This window comes from Paenibacillus sp. DCT19 (assembly GCF_003268635.1).
In the GTDB taxonomy this organism is placed as follows: Bacteria; Bacillota; Bacilli; order Paenibacillales; family Paenibacillaceae; genus Paenibacillus.
The window spans coordinates 2894975-2918424 of record NZ_CP029639.1; the positions used below are offsets into that span (position 1 = coordinate 2894975).

General features: G+C 41.7%; 20 protein-coding genes and 2 pseudogenes. 19 read left to right on the plus strand and 3 right to left on the minus strand.

All coding sequences use genetic code 11. The features are described 5' to 3' along the window. Positions 1–68 precede the first annotated feature (68 nt). The 8 genes and pseudogenes from DMB88_RS13185 (at position 69) to DMB88_RS13220 (ending at position 10117) form a co-directional block, all read left to right on the plus strand. A pseudogene (locus DMB88_RS13185) lies at positions 69–2749 on the plus strand (PBP1A family penicillin-binding protein). 286 nt (positions 2750–3035) lie between these two features. Further along, the gene (locus DMB88_RS13190; RefSeq protein ID WP_056689934.1) at positions 3036–3599 is read left to right on the plus strand and encodes a ribonuclease FAU-1 family protein; all 564 of its coding nucleotides are present in this window, start codon (positions 3036–3038) and stop codon (positions 3597–3599) included. 187 nt (positions 3600–3786) lie between these two features. Continuing rightward, positions 3787–4761 (plus strand): AAA family ATPase, encoded by a 975-nt coding sequence (locus DMB88_RS13195; protein ID WP_251381500.1) that lies wholly within the window; start codon positions 3787–3789, stop codon positions 4759–4761. 155 nt (positions 4762–4916) lie between these two features. Continuing rightward, positions 4917–6203: a GTPase HflX gene (gene hflX, locus DMB88_RS13200; RefSeq protein WP_128101716.1), complete on the plus strand. Its 1287-nt coding sequence runs from the start codon at positions 4917–4919 to the stop codon at positions 6201–6203. An 84-nt stretch (positions 6204–6287) separates the two neighbouring features. Next, positions 6288–7541, plus strand: a complete 1254-nt coding sequence (locus DMB88_RS13205; RefSeq protein ID WP_128101717.1) for a methionine gamma-lyase family protein — start codon at positions 6288–6290, stop codon at positions 7539–7541. 82 nt (positions 7542–7623) lie between these two features. Next, positions 7624–8037, plus strand: coding sequence for a MerR family transcriptional regulator (locus DMB88_RS13210; protein ID WP_095286436.1), 414 nt, complete (start codon positions 7624–7626; stop codon positions 8035–8037). A 128-nt stretch (positions 8038–8165) separates the two neighbouring features. Continuing rightward, the gene (gene glnA / locus DMB88_RS13215; protein WP_128101718.1) at positions 8166–9494 is read left to right on the plus strand and encodes a type I glutamate--ammonia ligase; all 1329 of its coding nucleotides are present in this window, start codon (positions 8166–8168) and stop codon (positions 9492–9494) included. A gap of 338 nt (positions 9495–9832) precedes the next feature. Next, positions 9833–10117, plus strand: coding sequence for a hypothetical protein (locus DMB88_RS13220; protein WP_128101719.1), 285 nt, complete (start codon positions 9833–9835; stop codon positions 10115–10117). A 105-nt stretch (positions 10118–10222) separates the two neighbouring features. On the opposite strand, the gene DMB88_RS13225 is transcribed toward DMB88_RS13220, so the two are convergent. Then, positions 10223–10828, minus strand: coding sequence for a TetR/AcrR family transcriptional regulator (locus tag DMB88_RS13225; RefSeq protein ID WP_128101720.1), 606 nt, complete (start codon positions 10826–10828; stop codon positions 10223–10225). A gap of 267 nt (positions 10829–11095) precedes the next feature. Between DMB88_RS13225 and DMB88_RS13230 the strand changes: the two are divergent. From DMB88_RS13230 to DMB88_RS13240, 3 genes and pseudogenes are all read left to right on the plus strand, one after another. After that, positions 11096–12408: pseudogene (locus DMB88_RS13230) on the plus strand (MDR family MFS transporter). A 176-nt stretch (positions 12409–12584) separates the two neighbouring features. Then, entirely contained in the window at positions 12585–13007 is a 423-nt protein-coding gene (locus DMB88_RS13235; protein ID WP_128101721.1) for a hypothetical protein, read from the plus strand. 297 nt (positions 13008–13304) lie between these two features. Next, on the plus strand, positions 13305–14606 hold the full coding sequence (locus DMB88_RS13240; RefSeq protein WP_128101722.1) for an aldehyde dehydrogenase: 1302 nt from the start codon (positions 13305–13307) through the stop codon (positions 14604–14606). 108 nt (positions 14607–14714) lie between these two features. On the opposite strand, the gene lexA is transcribed toward DMB88_RS13240, so the two are convergent. Next, positions 14715–15341, minus strand: a complete 627-nt coding sequence (gene lexA / locus DMB88_RS13245; RefSeq protein WP_128101723.1) for a transcriptional repressor LexA — start codon at positions 15339–15341, stop codon at positions 14715–14717. A gap of 295 nt (positions 15342–15636) precedes the next feature. Between lexA and DMB88_RS13250 the strand changes: the two genes are divergently transcribed. From DMB88_RS13250 to DMB88_RS13285, 8 genes are all read left to right on the plus strand, one after another. Next, entirely contained in the window at positions 15637–16014 is a 378-nt protein-coding gene (locus tag DMB88_RS13250; RefSeq protein WP_128101724.1) for a cell division suppressor protein YneA, read from the plus strand. A 96-nt stretch (positions 16015–16110) separates the two neighbouring features. Further along, positions 16111–16320 (plus strand): DUF896 domain-containing protein, encoded by a 210-nt coding sequence (locus DMB88_RS13255; protein WP_056689967.1) that lies wholly within the window; start codon positions 16111–16113, stop codon positions 16318–16320. 133 nt (positions 16321–16453) lie between these two features. After that, positions 16454–16966 carry a hypothetical protein gene (locus DMB88_RS13260; RefSeq protein WP_128101725.1) on the plus strand — a complete coding sequence of 171 codons (513 nt, stop codon included), beginning with the start codon at positions 16454–16456 and terminating at the stop codon, positions 16964–16966. Between the two features lie 28 nt (positions 16967–16994). Further along, positions 16995–17786: an HAD family hydrolase gene (locus DMB88_RS13265; protein ID WP_128101726.1), complete on the plus strand. Its 792-nt coding sequence runs from the start codon at positions 16995–16997 to the stop codon at positions 17784–17786. 547 nt (positions 17787–18333) lie between these two features. Next, on the plus strand, positions 18334–19296 hold the full coding sequence (locus tag DMB88_RS13270; RefSeq protein ID WP_174715287.1) for an ABC transporter permease: 963 nt from the start codon (positions 18334–18336) through the stop codon (positions 19294–19296). Between the two features lie 12 nt (positions 19297–19308). Further along, positions 19309–20178: a carbohydrate ABC transporter permease gene (locus DMB88_RS13275; protein WP_128101727.1), complete on the plus strand. Its 870-nt coding sequence runs from the start codon at positions 19309–19311 to the stop codon at positions 20176–20178. A 68-nt stretch (positions 20179–20246) separates the two neighbouring features. Next, the gene (locus tag DMB88_RS13280) at positions 20247–21878 is read left to right on the plus strand and encodes an ABC transporter substrate-binding protein (protein WP_128101728.1); all 1632 of its coding nucleotides are present in this window, start codon (positions 20247–20249) and stop codon (positions 21876–21878) included. 109 nt (positions 21879–21987) lie between these two features. After that, positions 21988–22662, plus strand: coding sequence for a GntR family transcriptional regulator (locus DMB88_RS13285; protein ID WP_128101729.1), 675 nt, complete (start codon positions 21988–21990; stop codon positions 22660–22662). A gap of 88 nt (positions 22663–22750) precedes the next feature. Here DMB88_RS13285 and DMB88_RS13290 read toward each other — a convergent pair whose 3' ends face one another. Next, positions 22751–23302, minus strand: a complete 552-nt coding sequence (locus tag DMB88_RS13290) for an acireductone dioxygenase (protein ID WP_056689982.1) — start codon at positions 23300–23302, stop codon at positions 22751–22753. Between the last annotated feature and the right edge of the window lie 148 nt (positions 23303–23450).

Sequence of the window (23450 nt, forward strand, 5' to 3'; positions counted from 1 at the left end):
AAGTTTAATATAAGCTTAGCCAACAGACGAATAGAAATTACGCAACCGAAAGGGAGTCAGGAGGTAACATGCCAAACGATCCGTTGTCGAGGTCTAATAATCGCAATAACAATACTAAGTCAACCAAAAAAGCGAAACCAAAGACCTCTAAAAAGAAAAAAATTACGGGTAAACGCGTTGGATGGACACTGTTTTTCACAATGGCAATCGCCATTTTCTGTGCACTAGGTGGGTATTTGTTTATTATGGTGAGTGGGCAGAAGCTGCTTGAGGCCAATATGGACAAAACCACGATTAACGAAACGTCCAAGGTGTATGACCGCAATGGTCAACTAATGGGCGAATTATCCATCAAGAAATTAGAACCGGTGGATAGTGATGCTATTCCAAAATTATTGAAAGAAGCCTTTGTTGCAACAGAAGATAAACGTTTCTATGAGCATCAGGGTGTAGATATCTGGTCGATTGGACGTGCCGCGGTAAAAGACGTCATGGCTCGTTCAATGGTTGAGGGTGGGAGTACATTAACTCAACAATTGGCCAAGAATATGTTTTTGTCACGTGACAAAACATTTTTCCGGAAAGCAACGGAAGTATCTATTGCAATGGCGCTGGAGCGCAAATATACAAAAGACGAAATTTTGACGATGTATCTGAACCGGATTTTCTTCGGTCATCAGCGTTATGGCATCAAAGCGGCGTCAGAATTTTATTTTGGTAAAAAAGATTTGAATAATTTGGATTTGTGGGAAATTGCAACGCTGGCTGCTATGCCAAAAGGGCCATCAGCTTACAATCCACTGAGTAATCCTAATGATTCCAAAGCGCGTCGTGCTGTTGTTCTACAACTCATGTATGAGCAAGGTTACATTAGTAAAGCTGAGATGGACAAAGCGAAGGCAGTTGATTACGACTATACGCCACCAGAGAAAGAGAAGAAGTATCAGCCATTCATTGACTATGTTCTTCGTGAAGCAGAGCGAGTAACGGGCAAAACAGAAGATGATCTCAATATCGGTGGATACAAAATTTACACAACGATGGACGCTCAGGCTCAAACCGCAATGGAAACAGCCTTTGCAGATGATAGCTTATTTGAAGAAAGTAAAGACGATCAGAAGGTTCAAGGCTCGATGGTTATTATGAACCATGAAAATGGCAGTCTCGTTGCACTTCTGGGTGGACGTGATTATCAAACCAAAGGGTATAGCCGGGTAACACAGAGCCGTAGGCAGCCGGGTTCAGCTTTTAAACCGATCGTTTCATATGCACCAGCGCTAGAGTCAGGTGACTATAATGCCAATTCAGCTCTAAGCAATGCGAAGCAATGCTTCGGTAATTACTGTCCGAATAACCTGCATGGATATTCATCGACGATTAGTATGACGGATGCAATTACTAAATCAGAGAATATTCCGGCTGTATGGCTGTTGGACAAAATCGGAGTGAACACGGGCATAAACTTTGCCAAAAGTGTTGGTATTCAAATGGCAGATGAGGATAAGAACCTTGCGATCGCACTAGGTGGTCTGAGCAAAGGTACGAATACACTGGAAATGGCTCAGGCATATAGCGCCTTTGCGAATCTGGGTGAGTATCAACAGGCTTATTCAATTAAAGAGGTAGTAGACAGCACGGATAAACCGATCTACAAACATGATAAGTCAGACACAACTCGTGTCATGAGTGAACAGAATGCATATCAATTGACTCAAATGCTGCAAAATGTAGTTAATGATGGTACTGGACGTTCTGCACGCTTGGATCGACCAGTGGCAGGTAAAACAGGTACTGTTCAAAGTGGCATCGCAGGTAATAGTGCGAACCGTGACGTATGGTTTGTTGGCTATACGCCAGAATGGACAGCAGCCGTGTGGATGGGATACGACAACCCTGATGCGACGCACATGCTTAAGAACAGTAGTAAACTGTCAGCAGCTTTCTTCGCCAAAGTGATGAGTGATGCGTTAAAAGGTGTACCGGTCAAGGAGTTCAAGGCGCCGCAAGGCGGACAGACACCTATTCCGGAGCCAGAACCAGAACAACCGCAACTGTCGGTAAGTGGACTGAGCGGGGCGTATGATCCAACATCGCAGATCGTATCACTCAACTGGACAGGAACAGGGGATGCGAATACACAGTATCGGATCTACCGGAAGGAAACATCTGAAGCACAGTTTACACATCTTATTGATTCCATAGGAGCAACCAGTACGCAGGATTTAAGTGCTCTTCCGGGACTAACCTACGAGTACTATGTAACTGCTTATGATTTGGCTACTGGAGTTGAAACGGCTCCTACGAATACCATATCTCTGATGATTGAGGCACAGGAAACGATACCAGACGAAACTGAGCCAGAGCCGGATCCAGGATTGGATCCAGGGACAGAGCAACCAGGAGTAGACAATCCGGATGATGGATCTACAGGTAACGGCAATCCTGGGACAACAATGGTAACGGGAATTCAAATGGTAACAACGGAAACAATGGAAATGGCAATAACGGTAATAACGGCAATAATGGTAATGGCAACGGAAATGGTGGATCGGGGCAAGGTGGCGGTCAGCCAGGGGACGGAGGTACTCCTCCAGATCAAGGTACGACTGACCCTGGTAACACTGGTGATGGTTCCACAGGTGGGGCTGTTACGACACCAGGTGAAGTTGTGACTCCTGATCCTGGTACTGATGGCACAACCCAAGAGTCTGATACGCCAGCCAGTACTCAATCAGGAAGCGATGGATAATTCGCTACGTTGATTCCAATCTTTCCATGCATAAGAACCTGCTTCCCGATGAACTGGGGAGGCGGGTTCTTTTTTTGTTTTTTTGTTAAGTAATCGGTAACGATTGAGGTAAGTTACAGCTTAATTTTGAGTGTATAACTCAAATATGGTAAGCTGTAACTATTCGTAATACGCCTGCGCAAAGCCGAATAAGAGCTTGCTGCTCGAAGTCCGGCAATGGGGCGTATACATTGTTCACCAATAATAGCGCAGGTCACGAACCTGTGGTCGGCAAAGAGGGGTTCGTATGAAACGGAAATTCGGGGATCGCGCAAACTGGCGCCGGATTACGAACCGACAATTTACATGCCGGTTTGTTCAATCCAAAATATTTACAGGATACATCACGTTGTATACGATACAAGATCTCAAAGAACCTCTATGGAAAACCTATGGAGGGAGCACGTTCTGTATCGCAGATAAAGGGTACTCTTGGTTACAGTATTATCCCAAAGGAGAGCACTTTGTTGTCACAGCAATGTTTGATGATCAGGAGCGTATCGTAGAATGGTACATTGATACATGTCGCAGTCAAGGCATAACGGACCAAGGGGTACCGTGGTTTGATGATCTCTACTTGGATGTTGTTGTGTTAAAGGACGGAGAGGTGTTTTTGCTGGACGAGGATGAGCTCGAAGATGCCTTGTCTCGCAAGCACATTACGACTGGAGATTACGACTTGGCAAACAAGACCGCTAAAGAGTTACTACATGCAATTGATGCACATGTATTTCCGTATTTTCAATTGTCGTTGAAGCATCGACAAACGCTGTTCGAGAATGGAGAGTTTAGAAAGAACGTTCAGATTTAAATGCTTAACAATGCTTTAAACAATTGAAAGCTTAGGGCGTGGTTCCTTCTGAAGGGAGCCATGCCTCTTTCTTATGCTTTTGAAAATGCAAGTTGAGATTGCTCTACAATCTTCCGTCAGATAACTTGGAATTGGTTGCATGAGGTAATTGACTCATCGCATATACTGTCTTAACGAGGTGATTACTGTGGACGAGAGCGCCAGAAAAATAACTGTAAATGATTCTCGCATTAATATTGTTTTCAAAAGCCAAGATCTCTTAGAGATTACATCCGAGCAAGCGGAGGACATGGCATTAATCAGTAATCATTATGAATCGGCAGCGGATATTTTTCGCGATATGCGGGAAATGATTGGTTTGGAAAAAGTAAAAGATCTTATTTACGAAATTTACGCGCTGATTCAGGTGAAGAAATTCCGGGATGAGCAGGGTCTTAAAAGCAGCAAGCAGGTTTATCATATGATTTTCAAAGGCAATCCAGGAACGGGGAAAACTACAGTTGCGCGAATCATTTCCAAGATGTTGAATCGGATGGGTGTGTTAAGTAAGGGGCATCTTGTTGAGGTGGAACGCGCAGATTTAGTCGGTGAATATATTGGGCATACTGCATTAAAAACAAGAGAATTAGTAAAGAAAGCTATGGGAGGCATTCTATTTATAGATGAGGCGTATAGTCTTGCCCGTGGCGGGGAGAAGGATTTTGGAAAAGAGGCCATCGATTGTCTTGTTAAGGTGATGGAAGATAAAAGTGAGGATCTAATTATTATTCTCGCGGGGTATCCGAATGAAATGGGAGATTTTTTAGAGATTAATACGGGTCTGCCCTCAAGATTCCCTATACAAATCAGCTTTGATGATTATTCTACAGATGAATTGATGCTGATTGCGATGAAGATGGCAACGGAGAAGGACTACAATATTACATCTGATGCCATGATCAAATTAAAGGAATTAATTCAATATGAAAAAGACATTCGTAATCATTTTAGCAACGCGAGATATGTTAGGAATGTGATTGAAAAGGCGATCAGGCATCAAGCGGTTAGACTCATGGGCAGGCCAGGTAATATCTCCAAACAAAATCTAATGGATCTACTCGCGAGAGATATCTCCTCCAAAACGATGGAAGCCAGCCTCAACAATCATATTATTTTCCAATAATGCTGCCTAGAACATTTGAAGTTTCTGCTAAAGTAAGCGATAATATAATTTTGGATCAGCCGGCCGGGTTAACCGGTTCGGCTTGACGTATGCGATGCCATAACGTCCTGTTAGAATGGGACGAGTTGATGTGGATATAAGGAGTGAGTTGACTAATGACAAGTGGAACACATGATACAGATCAAGTTAAAAAAGACCGCGCTATTTTGGTTAGTTTGATTACGGACGAAGTTAAACGATCTGGTATTAATCCAGAGTATTCCTTGGAAGAGCTTGTGAAGCTCGCCGAGACGGCTGGCGTAGAAGTATTAAGTGTGCTCTCTCAAAATCGGGAGACACGGGATACAAAATGGTTTATCGGTAAAGGTAAAGTGGAAGAGCTTCGTGCAGCAGCAGAGGAGTTAGGAGCTACCACCGCTATTTTTGACCAGGAGTTGTCTGGGGCTCAGGTTCGTAATCTGGAAGAAGCATTGGACCTCAAAATTATTGACCGTACACAACTGATTCTAGACATATTCGCCCAACGTGCCAACACACGCGAAGGTATCATTCAAGTTGAATTGGCTCAGTTAAGTTATCTATTACCTCGCTTGTCGGGACACGGTAAAAACCTATCACGACTTGGCGGAGGAATCGGGACACGGGGGCCAGGGGAAAGCAAGCTAGAGACGGATCGTCGTCATATCCGTGGTCGTATAGATGATCTTAAACGGCATCTGGAAGAAGTAACAAGGCACCGTAAATTGCACCGTGAGCGGCGTAAGAAGACGGGTATCGTACAGGTTGCTCTTGTTGGCTATACCAATGCGGGCAAATCCACGTTGCTTAAACAATTAACTTCAGCTGATGTATATATCCAAGATCAGTTGTTTGCTACCCTTGATCCGACATCTCGTACAATGGAACTTCCGAGTGGCAAAGAGATTGTACTCACCGATACCGTTGGATTTATCCAAAACCTTCCGCACGATCTGATTGCGGCGTTCCGTGCAACGTTGGAAGAGGTCAATGAAGCCGATCTCATTCTTCACGTTGTTGATGCTTCCTCGGCAATGCGTGATGATCAGATGAGAACGGTAGCGGATATCCTACAGCAGCTTGGTTCGGGGGACAAGCCTCAACTGGTTCTCTACAATAAAAAAGATGCGTGCACTCCTGAGCAACTAGAAATGTTACCTTTGGATAAAGATCATATTAAAGTGAGTGCTCTAGACGAAGCAGATCTTCTGAAAATTCGTGAACGTATCCAGGAAGAATTAACAGGGGAAACCAAAAGATTCCGTATTCCTGCGGAACGTGGGGATCTCACCTCGGTGTTATATAAAGTTGGAGATGTAGTGGAAACTACATTCGAAGAGAATGATGTCATTTATCAGGTAGAACTGCAGACGGGTGAATATGAGAAATACGGATATTTACTTGAAGATTTCATCGAATCGTAATATTCGTGACACATTCATGTGATAAGTTGACACAATACATGCGATTCAGCGTCAGATTCGAGCAATGAAGGGGAATGAAGTACGATGGCAAGCTTTGATTCAACAATTGTTGAGCTTCAACAACAAGTGGAAATTCAGATCGAGCAACAATTGAAAAAGATAGATCAAATTACAGATCATAACCAATGGAAAGTGATTGATGCTTTTCAGCGTAGAAAAGTAAGTGATTTTCACTTTGCTGGTTCTACAGGCTATGCCTATAATGATCGTGGTCGTGAGGTGTTGGACGAGGTATATGCGGACGTATTCGGCGCAGAAGCTGCGTTGGTACGTCCTCATTTTGCGTCAGGTACACATACCATTGCGACAGCCCTATTCGGAGTATTACGTCCAGGAGACGAGCTATTGTACATCACAGGTAAGCCTTATGATACATTGCATAAAGTTATCGGCAAGCCGGGTGATGGCACGGGCTCTCTTCGTGATTTTGGCATTGGATATCAAGAGACGGCATTACTTGAAGATGGTCGTGTAGATTGGGAAGCGGTAGAGAAGTGCATTTCACCCGCGACAAAAGTGATCGGCATTCAACGTTCCCGTGGGTATGACTGGCGCTCTTCTTTCTGCATCGACGAGATTTCAGACATGGTGGCAAAGGTGAGGGCGATCAAGGAAGATGTCATCGTATTTGTCGATAACTGTTACGGTGAATTCACGGAGCAACTGGAACCAACCCAAGTGGGTGTAGACCTTATGGCAGGATCGCTAATCAAGAACCCTGGCGGAGGGATTGCTGAAACCGGTGGATACATATGTGGGAAAGAAGAGTATGTTAAGCTTGCAGCATATCGTCTGACCGCACCTGGCATTGGTGGTGAAGTTGGTGCTATGTTGGGGACGACTCGGGGAATCTACCAGGGACTTTACATGGCGCCAACTATTGTTGGACAAGCCATCAAAGGCAGTATCTTTGCGGCAGCGATGTTTGCAGCATCTGGTTTTGTGACTAAACCGGCATGGAATGAGCTGCGCACTGATCTGATTCAGGCTGTACAATTCAGCTCTGCAGAGCATTTAATAGCTTTTGTACAAGGAATTCAGCGCGCTGCAGCAGTAGATAGTCATGTTGTCCCTGAACCATGGGATATGCCAGGATATGAACATCCTGTCATTATGGCGGCAGGTACATTCATTCAAGGCGGAAGCTTAGAATTATCGGCGGATGCACCGATTCGTGAGCCTTTTATTGGCTATATGCAAGGTGGATTAACATACTCCCACGTTAAATATGGCGTTTTGATGGCATTACAAGCGATGAAAGATCGCAAATTATTGTGAGTTTATCTAACACGTCATTGACACTTGGTAACATCTAAAGGTACAATAAGGTGAAGAATAGATGACTGGAAGGTTGATGAACATGGGTGACGAAATTCGCAGAAATATGGCCTTATTCCCGATTGGTATCGTAATGAAACTGACGGATCTGTCCGCACGGCAGATTCGTTATTATGAGCAGCACAGCTTGATTGTTCCAGCAAGAACATCAGGTAATCAGCGTTTATTCTCATTTAATGACGTTGAACGTTTGCTAGAAATCAAGGCTCTGATTGAAAAAGGAGTTAACATTGCAGGTATCAAGCAAGTGATGAATCCAGTATCTAAAGAATCCGAAGAAGCGACTGTGATCACAGCCGATACGGAAGTGAAGCGCAGAGAATTGTCGGATACGCAACTGCATCGTTTGTTAAAACAACAATTGGTGTCAGGTAAGAGACCTGGACAAGTATCTCTCATTCAAGGAGAGCTTTCCCGTTTTTTTAATAAAAAGTAAGTTCGTATAACCGGGAGGGTCAGAGTAAATCCTTCATTAGGGAAGCATCACTCCTTGACCCGTGGAACTTTCTAATGTACAAATATAACAAGCAAGCCAAATACGCAGATAAGAAAGGGAGAGGAATCATGAGTTATACAAAAGAAGACATTCTCCGCATCTCCAAAGAAGAAAACGTACGATTCGTTCGATTGCAATTCACCGACTTGCTGGGGGCAATCAAAAACGTTGAGATTCCTGTAAGCCAGTTGACGAAGGCTTTGGATAACAAAATGATGTTTGATGGTTCTTCCATCGAAGGTTATGTTCGTATCGAAGAATCCGACATGTACCTCTATCCGGATCTTGACTCTTGGCTTATTTTCCCATGGGTATCCGACAATCGCGTTGCGCGCTTAATCTGTGACGTATATCTTCCAGATGGCAGCCCATTCCCAGGTGATCCACGTGGCATCTTGAAACGTAACCTGAAGGAAGCTGAAGAAATGGGATTCACTTCTTTCAACGTTGGTCCTGAACCAGAATTCTTCTTGTTCAAGACGGATGAAAAAGGAAACCCAACGAACGAACTGAATGACCAAGGTGGGTATTTCGACCTTGCGCCAACAGATCTTGGCGAAAACTGTCGTCGCGACATCGTAATCACACTTGAAGAAATGGGCTTTGAGATCGAAGCTTCTCACCACGAGGTAGCTCCAGGTCAACACGAGATCGACTTCAAATATGCGGATGCATTGAAAGCGGCAGACCAGATCCAAACGTTCAAACTGGTTGTTAAAACAATTGCACGTCAGCATGGATTACATGCTACATTTATGCCAAAACCATTGTTCGGTATGAACGGTTCCGGTATGCACTGTAACCAATCCTTGTTCCGAGGCAATGAAAACGCATTTGTTGACGAGTCGGACGAACTGGGTCTGAGCAAAACTGCACGTCACTTCATGGCTGGAACTCTGAAGCATGCACGTGCGTTTGCAGCGATCACTAACCCGACTGTGAACTCCTACAAACGTCTTGTACCTGGTTACGAAGCACCATGTTACGTAGCGTGGTCTGCAAGTAACCGTAGTCCAATGATCCGTATTCCAGCTTCACGTGGTTTGAGTACACGTGTTGAGGTTCGTAACCCGGATCCGGCAGCTAACCCTTACCTTGCTTTGGCTGTGTTATTGAAAGCAGGTCTGGACGGCATCAAACGTGAGCTTTCCTTACCAGCTCCGATTGACCGTAACATCTACATTATGTCAGAAGAAGAGCGTGTGGAAGAAGGTATTCCTAGCTTGCCAGCTGACCTGAAAGAAGCATTGAACGAATTGATCCGCAGCGAAGTCATCTGTGACGCTCTTGGCGACCACGCTCTGGCTCACTTCTACGAGCTGAAAGAAATTGAGTGGGACATGTACCGTACACAAGTCCACCAATGGGAACGCGATCAATATATCACATTGTACTAATCCCCGGATCCCTTGCGCTACATGGCGTGAGGGGTTTTTCTTTTTGTGGGCAAAAGTTTTTTTAGTGCGGTGTAAGCAAGTGTCCCCCGAATATCCCCTCGAATGCCCACAAACCTTTGATCGTAGAGCTGACCATAGTGATTCAAACGGTGAAAATAATCGAACAGACTACTGAAAATCGATAGATTAGAGATAAGTTAGATTACAGAGCTAATATAAATTTCAAGTATAGTGATTATGTATTTCAGAGAGTTAGTGTATCAAATGTTACATAAAATATTGTAAAAATATACTATTATTGTATTTGTGATACATACAAAACACTAGGAGATGATCTTGTGGCTTTGAAAAAAATATTAACTGCTTCTGTTTTGTCCCTTTCTCTCTTGGCAATCTCTGTAACAGCAATGGCAAGTCAAGCCTCTGATATTACCATTATGAATAAACAAAAGAATGTGACGATATATCAAGATTTTCCTTCGTCTGCTGACATTCCTGCGACCAAATTTTATTCTGATGCAGATGGTTATTACGGGATGCTCAGAAGAACTAATATTGTTCAAGTTAGCCCATCACATGTGAGAGCCTACTATTCAGGAACTGTTGTACAAGATCTGGGCTAAAAGAGATAACCCGCTAACCAAAAAGGTTTGCGGGTTATTGTTTATACTAAGTTTTAATTAACGTACCTGGTCAAACGACTGGGTATTTTTTGATGCTGAATATTCTTAATCTTTGAACTCCAAACCAGCCGACCCGAGTCTGGAAATATTGGAAAATAAAATAGCCATTTCGCTCGGGGATAAATCAAAATCCCGTTGTATCCAAAGCTGTAACGAACCAATATATGCTGAGGCCAAATAGGAGAATAAATAGAGCTGTTTCACAGGAATGTCAGTTGGTTTGAGATGACGATACTTCATTAAGTAAGTGGATTGAAATTGATTTTTTAGAAGATTAGACATTTGCTTCGTGAATCCAGTTGAATCAACTGAACCCATGAAAATTCGAAAAAAACGTTCGTGTAGCTGGACAAATTCAAAGGGACGTACAAATCCGACAGGTGGATCAACAAATGGCTCTCGCCCTCCGTTATGATATCCGAGTTTCTTAATGATACTGTGGTATTCCTCTAAAATTTCATTTTTAAGCTGTTCCAGAAAATCGTTCATGTCCTGATAGTGCACATAAAATGTACCCCTATTTAATCCTGCTTGATCAGTGAGCTCTTTAACCGTAATGTTCTCCAGCGGTTTATTCAATGCCATATCAAACAGCGCTTCCCTTAGAACTTCGCGCGTGCGTAAACTTCGACGATCCATTTTTGCGTTCATGGCTTCCTCCTGAAATACAAAAAATTCAGTGTTTATTAATCACAATGATGCTGAGTGTTGATTATTGAACATATCGACAATGGATGGTCATTACAAATGATTACTTTGACATTATAATGGCTCAAGACAAAGTTATTCAACACGATGTTCAATAAGGGGGAAGGAAACATGAATAAATCGATACCTAAAAAAGAAAACAGAGCACTCATCCTTGCTCTCTTGGCTATTATTCCAGGCATGATGATGGTTATGATCAATAGCACAGCAATGAATGTGGCTATTCCAAATTTGAGTGAGGGATTTAATGTACCCTTTGAAACCCTTCAATGGGTTATTACCGGATACATGCTAGCTATGTCAGTGACTATACCATTGGCTGGTTGGTTTTCGGACAGATTTGGTTCAGGGAGGGCCTTTCTGTATACTGTTATTTTGTTTGTTTTAGGATCGTTATTATGCGCTATGGCTAAGGATGTTAATCAATTAATTATCTATAGAATTGTGCAAGGTTTAGGGGAGGCATGATCCAACCGATGGGTATGGCAATGATCTTTCGTTTGGCGCCAGCTGATCGAAAAGGCCAAGTGATGGGGATGTTAGGTATACCCATGTTAATAGCACCAGCCTCAGGACCCATACTGTCCGGTTGGCTGCTTGAATTTATCAGTTGGCATTGGATTTTCTGGATTAACCTCCCCATAGGCCTTATAACGATTAGTTTAATTCTACGTTTTCTTTTAAAGGAAGATTCGGTACAAAAGACTGAAACAAACAGCACAAGCTTAGATGTTGTTGGACTGCTCATAGCTCCAACATCATTTGTGTTACTGGCGTTAAGCATTAATTTGAATTTGGATGCCTGGATCGTGTGGGGAATGGGATTAGTAGGTGTTTCTCTATTAGTATGGTTGTGGTTTCATGAAACGAAACATCCTAACCCTTTATTAGAGCTCCGTGCTTTCAGAGAAACTCGCTTTCGAAGAGGAATGGTTGTAAGTTGGATACAATACATCGCGCTGAATGGTTCCATTGTATTTATTCCACAATATTTACAACACTTCAGGGGTTATAGTCCTCTCGATGCTGGAATTGTCATGAGCATGTTGGCAGTAACTTCAGGTCTACTCATGCCAATAGGAGGAAGATTGTTCGATCGTGTGGGGATTCGACCACTTGCAAGCTCGGGATTAGGAATCATAGGGTTGGCTCTAATGATCCTGTCGCAAATTTCTACTGAGGCAAACGGTTTAGTTATTGGAGGTATTGTTGGATTACTTGGCATTGGAATGGGGCTATGTATGATGTCGTTGAATACGTATATTTTGCAATCAGCTCCATCTGAATCCGTCAATCGTGTTACACCTCTGACATCAGCCAGCGCTAACCTCATCATTCCTCTGTCGATTGCTGGATTGGGGCAATTTCTTGCCCTCCGATCGAGAATATCGGGCGTAGAAAGTTCAAGACAACCTATTGCCGAAACGATGACAGCTTATGCAGATACTTTCTTACTAGCCGCAAGCGTAGCGATAGGTGGAGCCCTCTTCAGTTTATTACTAAAGTCAAACGTTAAAAAATGATATTCAAATTGTATCAAGTCGCCAGATTGGCGACTTTTTTTGTTTTATCTGCCTTAGTCCTCTATAAATAATGAATGTATATTCCTACAACATTTAATAAAGTTTACTTATAATTTTATGTAGGTTATATTTTAATATGTAACAATAAGTATAATTTTAGATTTTTGGGGGATCTCATGAAATTTATTTTACCATTAGTAGTAGTCATGTTAGTTGTAATAGGAATTATAGTAGGTCTACAATTATCTAGTTCCCATAAAGAATCAGTCAGTGAAAAGCAATTCAATACAACTTCACATAGCATACATATCCTTAAGGATGAGGCTCTCGCAGGTACTTCATCCACCAAACTGATCAGTGTTCCTACAGAGTTTAATCAGGTAAAAATAGATTTTATAAACTCAGGCTCGAAGCCGTTTACGTTTACCTTAAACCAGGGGACGATCTCGGGTCATGCGCCAATGTCTGGCACGGTTCCAGCAGATGGTGGGATCCATACGTTTTCTAGTGAAGAGGCGTGGTCAACTGGAGAGTATTATCTGAATGTTTCATCTGCGCAAAATATGTCAGGTACTGTGAACGTGGATCTATCGAAATAATTACATAAAGATGAATGTATGATAACTCAACCTACAGCCTGTGGCTGATAGGTCTTTTTTATTAATTTAAGCAAATATGGACATCAAAAAACAAATAAATTTTTGGTAGACGGGTTAAGTATATAAGTGTAAATATCATTATTGGCTTCTATGCTTACTGTGTGATTCAAAAATTGTGCAAATGTTTTAACAGTATTAAGTATGTTGAAAGTTTCATATGAATGAGTTATAATTCATTTATATTTTGAACAATTTAATTTTTAAAAATTAAAAAACTCATTAATTGGAGATGTTAATATGAATCAAGCAAAGCAACTTGTTTCCGAACAACGGACATTTTTTTATACAGGTCAAACTAAAAACGTTGAATACCGCATCCATGCTCTTCAGCAACTAAGAGCAGGAATTGAGAAATATCAGCAACGCATATTAGATGCATTACGTGCTGATCTGAATAAATCTGAGGCTGAGGCATACGGATCTGAGATTCGAATCGTACTGGGTGAATTAGATTTTGCATTGGAGCATTTAGCGGAGTGGGCTACGCCTAAATCTGTACCTACAGCTGCAGCGATACCTGATGGAGTAAGTATCATATACGCTGAACCGTACGGAGTTGCGCTAATTATTGCACCTTGGAACTATCCATTCCAACTGGCATTTGGGCCACTCATTGGAGCGATTGCAGCGGGTAACTGTGCCGTTATTAAGCCATCTGAATTAACACCAACGGTTTCTCGTCTGATTAATGATCTGATTCAGGATGTATTTCCTAGAGAGTACATTGCAGTTATGGAAGGTGAAGTTGAGACAAGTACAGAACTGTTGAATGAACATTTTGATTATATTTTCTTTACAGGTAGTACTGGTGTTGGGCGTATCGTCATGAAAGCTGCTGCCGAACATCTAACTCCGGTTACGTTGGAACTGGGGGGCAAAAGTCCGGTCATTGTTCACAAGGATGCGGATCTGAAGCTTACGGCTCAACGTATTGTACGTGGTAAATACCTCAATGCTGGACAAACCTGCGTAGCACCAGATTATTTGTTTGTACATGAACAAGTGCACGATGAATTGATTGCATTAATTCAAGATGAAATTCAGGACAAATTCGGAAATGATGTAATGAAGAACCCGGACTTCCCGCATATTGTTAATGCCCGTAACTTTGATCGAGTGTCGAAATTCCTTGAGGATGGTAAAGCGTTGATTGGTGGTCGTTCTGAACGTGATAAACTACTTATTGAGCCTACTGTATTGGGTGATGTGGACTGGAGTTCAGCGATAATGCAGGAGGAGATTTTTGGCCCAATTCTTCCGGTTATGACTTATCAAGATCTTAACCCCGTGTTAGATGAGATTGTCCGTCGGCCTAAACCGTTGGCACTATATCTCTTCACACAAGATGAGCAATTACAGGAGCAAGTTCTGAACCAAGTGTCCTTTGGTGGAGGTTGTATTAATGATACGTTATCTCATATGACTTCACATTACCTGCCATTTGGAGGCGTAGGGGAGAGTGGTATGGGTTCGTACCATGGACAGCAAAGTTTTGATGTGTTCTCCCATCACAAAAGTATTATGAAACGTACCCAGTAATAATCTTGGAAGTTGCAACGTAAAAAAGAGGTTGTCCTAAAAATTAGGACAACCTCTTTGTGTATTTCATTTCATGTGTGATTATTGAAATCTGAAAATCAAATCTTATTAATGAAGATCGCGGAAAAGACCTATAACTTTACCTAAGATGCTAACATGTTTCAAACGAAGCGGTTCAAATGTGGCGTTCTCCGGCTGAAGACGAATATGATCCTTCTCCTTATAGAAGGTTTTTACTGTAGCTTCGTCGTCCTCAGTCATGGCAACAACGATATCACCGTTATCAGCAGTTTGCTGCTGACGTACAATCACGTAGTCCCCATTAACAATACCTGCTTCAATCATACTATCCCCAACAACAGAAAGCATAAATACCTTTTGTTCGCCTACATAATGAGTAGGAAGAGGGAAGTAGTCCTCAATGTTCTCGGTTGCTGTGATTGGAACACCGGCAGTTACTTTACCCACAACAGGAATGCGAGCAACGCTGTGTGCGAACTGGTGGGAGTGCTCTGATTCCTCTTGGCTTAACAATTCGATAGCTCTTGGTTTCGTTGGGTCTCTTCTAATGAGACCTTTCTTCTCCAAACGATCCAAATGTCCGTGAACCGTAGAGCTGGAAGCTAGTCCAACCGCTTCTCCAATTTCCCGTACGGAAGGAGGATACCCCTTCAACCGGACTTCATTGCGTATAAACTCCAGAATAGCCTGTTGCCTGCTGGATATCTTCGACATACCGTATCAACCCCATTTAGTAACGTTTGGGAAAATTATAACATAGAACCTCCGTTCGTACAAACATAAGTTCTAAATAAAATGGGATAAAATCAAGAAATTTGCTACAAAAAGATGGAATTTCGAGCATAGATAATAAATCCTGTGACTTAGGGAACAACCTAGGGAAGATTTAAGTCGGAAATAAAGCGAGAAAAAAGCGAACAATTGTTCCGAAAAAGTTGTTGAACAAAACAAATGTTCGTGTTATATTGTTTTCAACAGATAGGAACAAACGTTTGGAGGTCGATTTTTAATGAGATATTCAACTTATCAAAGTATTTATGAACCAGTAAATTCCGAAGCGGTTAAGACTAACATAGGTAATCTCCAGAAATCATTCGCACAGCTGAAGATGCCAACCTGGATTTTGAAACTGTCTTTGGTGGCTTTCATTATAATTGTTGGATGCAGTACAGTGCTTACAGTATTTGCTGGGAATGAGAACGATTTGTTGCCCGGTGGCAAAATCGCAGTTTCTGAGGGAGATACGTTATGGAGTATTTCTGTAGATTACAAACCGGAAAGCATGGATACGCGCGTATATATAGAAGCAATTAAGCAAGTGAATCAACTTCAATCGACTACAATTCGAGCTGGACAAGTGTTGGTTTTGCCCCAGATTTCCCAATAAAGAGTAGATTCTAACTAGTCAGCAACCACCGACCTTGACAACCCGTCCCGATCATGTCAAAGTTAATATGACTTTGTAATTTTGGAGGGGACAAGATTGGATATAGATAGCCTAGTAGCACGTATTAACGAATTGGCTCGCAAACAAAAATCTACTGGTTTATCAGAGGAAGAGCTTGCTGAGCGTGCAAAACTTAGAGAGATTTATTTGAACAACATCCGCAGCAATTTCAGACAACAGTTAGATTCCATTGAAATTGTGGATGATGAGAAAGATCAAGGCCGCCAAGGCAAACTCAAACACTAGAGAAACCTAATGATATCATTACGATATTTAGGTTTCTTACTGTTATTTTGAGAATGCTGTTTTTTTAGATAAGGGGGAACTTTTGGTTTACAGTCATGTAAGCCGATACAAAGACAAAATAAGGGGGATTCTCATGGCTCGTTCGTTCGAGAGAACGGTTCGCAAAAATTCTAAGCAGTTGAATCATCAACGCAAAAAGAATGGTCAACAAGTTTCAGGTACACCAGGTGTCGATATTTTTAAAGGTCGCAGCCTGTTGTTCCCTATATTCTTGATTGGACTTGCGTTTCTGTATCTATTTATGAGTACATTTCTTGTTAAAGCTCCAATGACAACTTGGGATTGGGTTACCATGCTGCTGTACGTATTTTTGGCTGTAATCTTTCTTCTCCGTCGTCCTTACCTTAAGATTGGAAACAGCACAATTGCGACGATTAAAGGTAACCGTGAGCGGTCAATCGGTGTTGACGATATCGTGAAGTTCCGAATTGAGCCTGGTACAGTTGTCATTGAGCACAACGGTCGTGGTAAGAGATGGGTATTCACTAAATTGTTGAATCGTTACGATACAGATGCGATTACCGAGCGTCTTCTGAGATTTGCCAAGTCGCATCAGATTACTGTGGAAACTTACGAGAAAAAGTAATTACTGCATAAAGGGGAAGATGACCGTAATGACGTTAAAAGCAATTTTGTTCGATCTAGATGATACATTGTTATGGGATGAGCGCAGTGTCAGAGAAGCTTTCCATGAAACTTGTCTTGTAGCTGCGGCAGAGACGGGTGTTGATCCGGCTGCACTTGAAGAAGCTGTTCGTAATGAAGCACGGAATCTGTATGAATCCTACGAGACATTTGCGTTCACCAAGATGATTGGAATTAATCCATTTGAGGGTCTATGGGCTAACTTCACAGGTGGAGATCAACCTGAGTTCCGTCAGTTAGAGCAGCTTGCGCCTGCGTATCGTAGAGATTCATGGTATCGTGGTCTCTTGAAAATGGGTGTAGACCGTCAAGATCTTGCGGACAGATTGGCATCCCAGTTTGGGGCAGAGCGTAGATCTAGACCTCATATCTATGAGGAAACGATCGATACGTTAAGTCATCTTAAAGGAAAGTTCAAACTTTTGCTTTTAACGAATGGTTGTCCAGCTCTTCAACAAGAGAAGTTAGATGGCGTTCCTGAGATCGTGCCTTTCTTTGATGAAATCATTATTTCTGGTTCTTTTGGTAAAGGTAAACCTGACCCTTCAATCTTCCAGCATGCTTTGGACAAATTAGGTGTTCAACCTGAAGAGAGTATGATGGTTGGAGACAAGCTCACGACAGATATCCGAGGTGCTCTATCTACTGGGATTAAGTCAGTATGGATTAATCGTGAGAACAAAGAGAACTCAGAAACCTATACACCGGATCATGAGATTAAGCATCTTTCGGAATTGGAACGGATCATTGCTACATTTTAAAGAAATTTGCAGTGTGGTGTAATTTACAAACATCAATGACTTATGTTGAGATGGCAGCCCATCCAGCATGGTCATTGATGTTTTTTTATTTTCGGAGAAAATAGCAGCTATGGAGAGCGTAGTCAATGTTTATTTTTTTTGTAAAAGTTGTTGAAATAATATTTTACCTGCATTAGAATATAACTAACATACTAGTATGACTAGTATATGGAAACTGAATGTATGGTTATTTCAAATTTTGGTCTTAATGTGAAGTTTGAATATACCGTATTAATTTTCATTTATTTTGTAAGCGCTTTACATAATTTTGATTCAGTCAAATAGGAGTGTAGAACTGAAAAATACCAGATCTTCTCCAGGTAAAATGTCTAAATGATGCAACGTTTATCCAACAAAATGATATCGCTTACATTCGTGATTTGTTTATTCCGTAGTGGGGGTGAAGTTGGTCTGTAAGATGTCTTCAACAGGAAGAAGAGGTGGGAGTTGCAATTGAAGTATTAGTTCTCAGTTACATTATCAAGATAGGGATCGGAGTGAATGACACATGGAGTCTGAAACAGCTAAAGCCACACTAACGATGACATCTTTACGTAAAGAGAGCAAGCTTAGAACAATGGGAGCAATGTTCCGCAAGGACTGGCAGTTGTACTCATTGTTAATTCTGCCCATTATTTATCTTATCATTTTCAAATATGGACCAATGATCGGCAATATTATTGCATTTAGACGTTTTGTACCAGGAGGAAGTATCTTTGGAGAAACTTGGGTTGGCCTAAGGTACTTTCAAATGTTCATCCAAGATCCAACCTTCTGGAAAGTGTTTAGCAATACGTTAATGTTAGGTGGACTCGCATTGCTATTTACTTTTCCGGTTCCAATCATTTTTGCTCTTTTGCTGAATGAAGTGAAAAGCAAACGTTTCAAAAAATTTGTGCAAACGGCTTCCTACCTTCCACATTTTCTGTCCATCGTAATCGTAGCAGGTATGATTCTACAATTGACCTCAGTGAATGGTTCTATTAATAGTCTAGTATCATTTTTTACGGGTGAGAGCATTCCGTTCATGCAGAGAGCTGAGTGGTTTAGAACGATCTATATTACCTCTGAAATCTGGCAGGGAATGGGCTGGGGAGCGATTTTGTATCTTGCGGCATTAACAACGATTGATGATTCCTTATACGAAGCAGCACGCATTGATGGGGCAAACCGTTGGAAACAAACGATTCACGTGACAATCCCAGGTATTTTACCAACGATTGTCACCTTGCTGATATTGAACATGGGTAATTTCTTAGCTGTCGGTTTTGAGAAGATTTTGCTCTTGTACAATCCGCTTATATATGAAACTTCTGATGTTATTTCTACCTATCTATACCGCGTCGGCATGGGAACAGGTAACTTCAGCTATGCAACGGCGATTGGACTATTTGAATCCATCATTGGATTGATACTGGTATTCTCGGTTAACGCAATCTCACGCAGACTGACACAGCGAAGCTTGTGGTAGAGGAGGGGCAGCATGATTGAATCTAAATCCTATAAAGTGTTCAAAGTGTTTAACGCCATCTTTCTGATCTTTGTTGTATTCATCACGCTATATCCGTTCCTTAATGTTGTAGCGCAATCATTCAGCAGTGAGTCCTACATTAACTCAGGCAAGGTAAGCTTGTTCCCGAGAGGTTTTAATGTTGAAACGTACAAAACCATTTCCGCAGACAGCATGTTCTGGACTAACTATAAAAATACGATCATTTACACCGTTGTTGGTACGCTGATTTCAATGTTCATGACAACGATCTTCGCCTATGCCCTCTCCAAAAAGAGACTCATGGGAAGAAAATTTCTAACGATGTTTGCAGTGTTCACCATGTTTTTTAGTGGAGGATTGATTCCGAACTATGTGTTGATCAATTATCTTGGTTTCAACAATACGATGTGGGCGATTGTAGTCCCTGGTGCAATTAGTATATATAACATGTTAATTATGAAATCATTCTTTGAAAATATGCCTGAGGAGTTAGAGGAAGCCGCAGCCATTGATGGACTGAATACGTATGGCATCTTGCTTAGAATCATACTGCCGCTGAGTAAAGCGGTAATGGCAACAATGGTTCTATTTTATGCAGTAGGTCATTGGAATTCCTGGTTTCCCGCATTTTTGTACCTCGACAAAAAGGAACTGTTTCCCGTCACGATTTATTTGCGTAATATGATTGCCGGTGCAACTGGTGGCGCTTCAGCGGGTGCCTCGGCCGATAACTTAACTCAAATTGCCGCAAACATTAAATCCGTTACGATGGTTCTTACCATCTTACCGATTCTCACGATATATCCATTTGTTCAGCGATATTTTGTAACCGGTATCATGTTGGGATCCGTTAAACAATAGTCCCAATTGCATATAGTTCTCATTTGATTTGTAAGGCCGAACTTAAACCACATGCAGGGGGTAACGAAATGAAACACAGACCACGTAAGCTTGTAGGCAAGATGGTTTTGGCAACAATGATGAGTGTTGTACTGGCAGCCTGTAGTAGCGGAGGTGGCAGTGAAGGGAAAGTAGAAGCTGAGACGTTAGGCGCGATGGAATCGTATAATGTCGGCGATACATTTAAAGCCACGGAACCATTCAAACTTCCAATTCTGTATAGTGATCATCCATCGTATCCGTACAATAAGGATTGGCTATTAATCAAGAAAATAACGGAGCTAACGGGCGTAACATTGGATCCAACGATTGTTCCCATGAGTGATTATCCTCAGAAAAGATCCCTTCTGATCAGTTCTGGTGACGCGCCTTTGGTAATTCCAAAAACATACCCTGGCGAAGAGTCAGCCTTTGTATCCTCAGGTGCGATTCTGCCTGTGAGTGATTATGTTGATATGATGCCTAACTTCAAGGATAAGGTGGAGAAGTGGGGACTGGAAGATGAGCTTGAAGGATTGCGACAAGAGGATGGAAAATATTATGTACTCCCAGGTCTTCATGAAGAAGTCTGGCCTGATTATACACTGATTGTCAGAACGGATCTGTTTGAGAAAAATAATATTGCGATCCCTACGACATGGGAAGAGTTATATGATGCAGCTAAAAAGCTTAAAGAAATTTATCCAGAGTCCATTCCGTTCTCCGATCGTTTTGAATTCAACAGCACATTGAACATCGCTGCCACTGGTTTTGGAACAAAAGGTGGATGGGGATTTGGTAACGGCTTGACGTATAAGGCAGATCAGGATGAGTTTGTGTATACTGCAACAACACCAGAGTACAAGGAGATGCTGACGTACTTTAACAAGTTGGTGTCTGAAGGACTTTTGGATAAAGAAAGTTTCACACAAGATGATGATCAGGCTACGCAAAAATTTGTCTCTGGTAAATCGTTTATGATTAACGGTAACTCGCAAACCCTTGTACTGCATCGCAATGATATGAACAAAACATTAGGTGAAGGGAACTTCTCCATTGCCAAAATTACCGTACCTGGTGGCCCGAAGGGTCAACTGATGTCTGGTTCTAGACTTGAGAACGGGGTTATGATATCAGGCAAAATTAAAGATAATGATTACTTTAAAGCAACAATGCAATTTATAGACTGGTTATATTACAGTGACGAAGGTCAGGAATTTGCCAAATGGGGTGTTGAAGGAGAGACGTATACCAAACAAGATGGTGTCCGTAAATTGGCAGACGACGTGAATTATAACGGATTGAATCCAAAAGGAACGAAGGATTTACGTATTGATTATGGCTTCTCAGGTGGTGTATTTGCCTATGGTGGAACGACAGATCTGCTTCATTCCATGTTTAGCGAGGATGAGTTGAAGTTCCAACAGGCTATGAAAGATACGAAGGAAGTCATTCCGGCAGAACCACCTATTCCATACTCTGACATTGACCGTGAACAGGTTACATTGTTAAGCACGCCTTTGAAGGATTACTCGGATCAGAATACGCTGAAATTCATTCTTGGCGATCGTGAGATTTCAGAATTCGATACGTTTGTACAAGAATTAGAGAAACAAGGTTTGTCGCAATATATTCAGATCTCTAATGAAACGTACAAGAAGTACAAAGAAAATAATCAGTAATAGTATGTAATCTATAATGTACCCGATTGCCGTTACACTGACCTAGTTTTAGTGGGACGGCAATTTGTGGTAGTATGGTTGGATACGGCTGATAGAAAGAGGTTAAGCGATGTCACTTCACCAGAAGATTAGAGGCTCGACCCGAGCTTATTCATACAACCTCATCAAGGAACGCATATTTCATCTAGAGCTTGAACCTGGAACGAAGATTTCGGAGAAAGAAATTGCTGATGAATTGCAGGTTAGTAGAACCCCAGTACGAGAAGCATTTATGAAGCTTGCCGAAGAGGAGCTGCTGGATATCATTCCTCAGAGCGGAACCATTGTTTCCAAAATTAATTTGGAGCATGTTGAAGAAGGACGCTTCATGAGAGAGAAGATTGAGAAAGAAATCGTTACGCTCGCTTGTTCCTCCTTTGATGATGAATACAAATTCAAAATGGAAACCAATATTGCGATGCAGGAAGTGAGCGCGGACAAAAACAATTTTTACAGATTGTATGAGTTAGACGAAGAATTTCATCAGATTCTATTTCAAGCTACTGGGAAAATGAGAACCTGGAAAATGCTTCAGCAGCTTAACATTCCTTTTAATCGATTACGGATTTTGCGTCTCTCTGAGGTCTCCAACGCCAGCAATATCATTTCGCAGCATAAGGAAATTTATCAACTTATTGCGGAACGCAAAACAGATCAAGCTGTAGAAGTGATGGAGCAGCATCTTCGTCTCGTCGTGGTGGAGCAGGAAACGATTAAGAGCAAATATCCGCATTATTTCATATAAAAATTCAAATGGTATATAATGACGTCATACACAAAACCCCTGTTCCGCGGAACAGGGGTTTGTTGAGCACACACAATCTCGTATGTGATTAATTTTGAGCTTGTTTAATGAATGTAGGATCCGGATACGGATCAGCGATCCAACCATTTTTCTCGATAAAGAGACGAACGGCAATAATTTGTTTGTTCTCCATTAATGTGAAGAAGTGCGGTGTGCTTTCTGGTACAGAAATAACGTCTCCAGGAGACAACTCAACATTAAAATAGCCTACATCGTCAGTGGCTTTGATAACAAAGATCCCTTTGCCCGCTACGATTGCACGGATTTCATCCTCAGCATGAGTGTGAATTTCTTCAAATTTAGCGAGTTTCTCCTCAATGTCTGGAGTTTGTTCAGATAATGTGATTACATCCCAAATCTGGTACCCGCGGCGTGCAGCCAAGTCCTTGATCTCATGGTCAAAGGTTTCGAGAACGGCGCTTTTTTGATCATCCGTAAGTGCAAAGTTGTTTTGCAGCTCGGAGTCCAATTTAGACGCATCCCATTTTTCGTACAATACTTCATATTTGTCTAAGAAATTTCGAACATTCTCGTCTCCAGTGATACGTTCGTTCGTATTTCGGATTACAATTTCAGCCATGTTCTTTCCCTCTTTTCCACTTGGTTTAATTGATATTATATCGGCTGTAACGAATTTTGTCGATTCACATTTTGTCACAGTGTGCCTAAAAACCGCTTTAACACGGTTTAAAACCGATCTTTCACAATAAGTTAGTTTCTGTTAAACT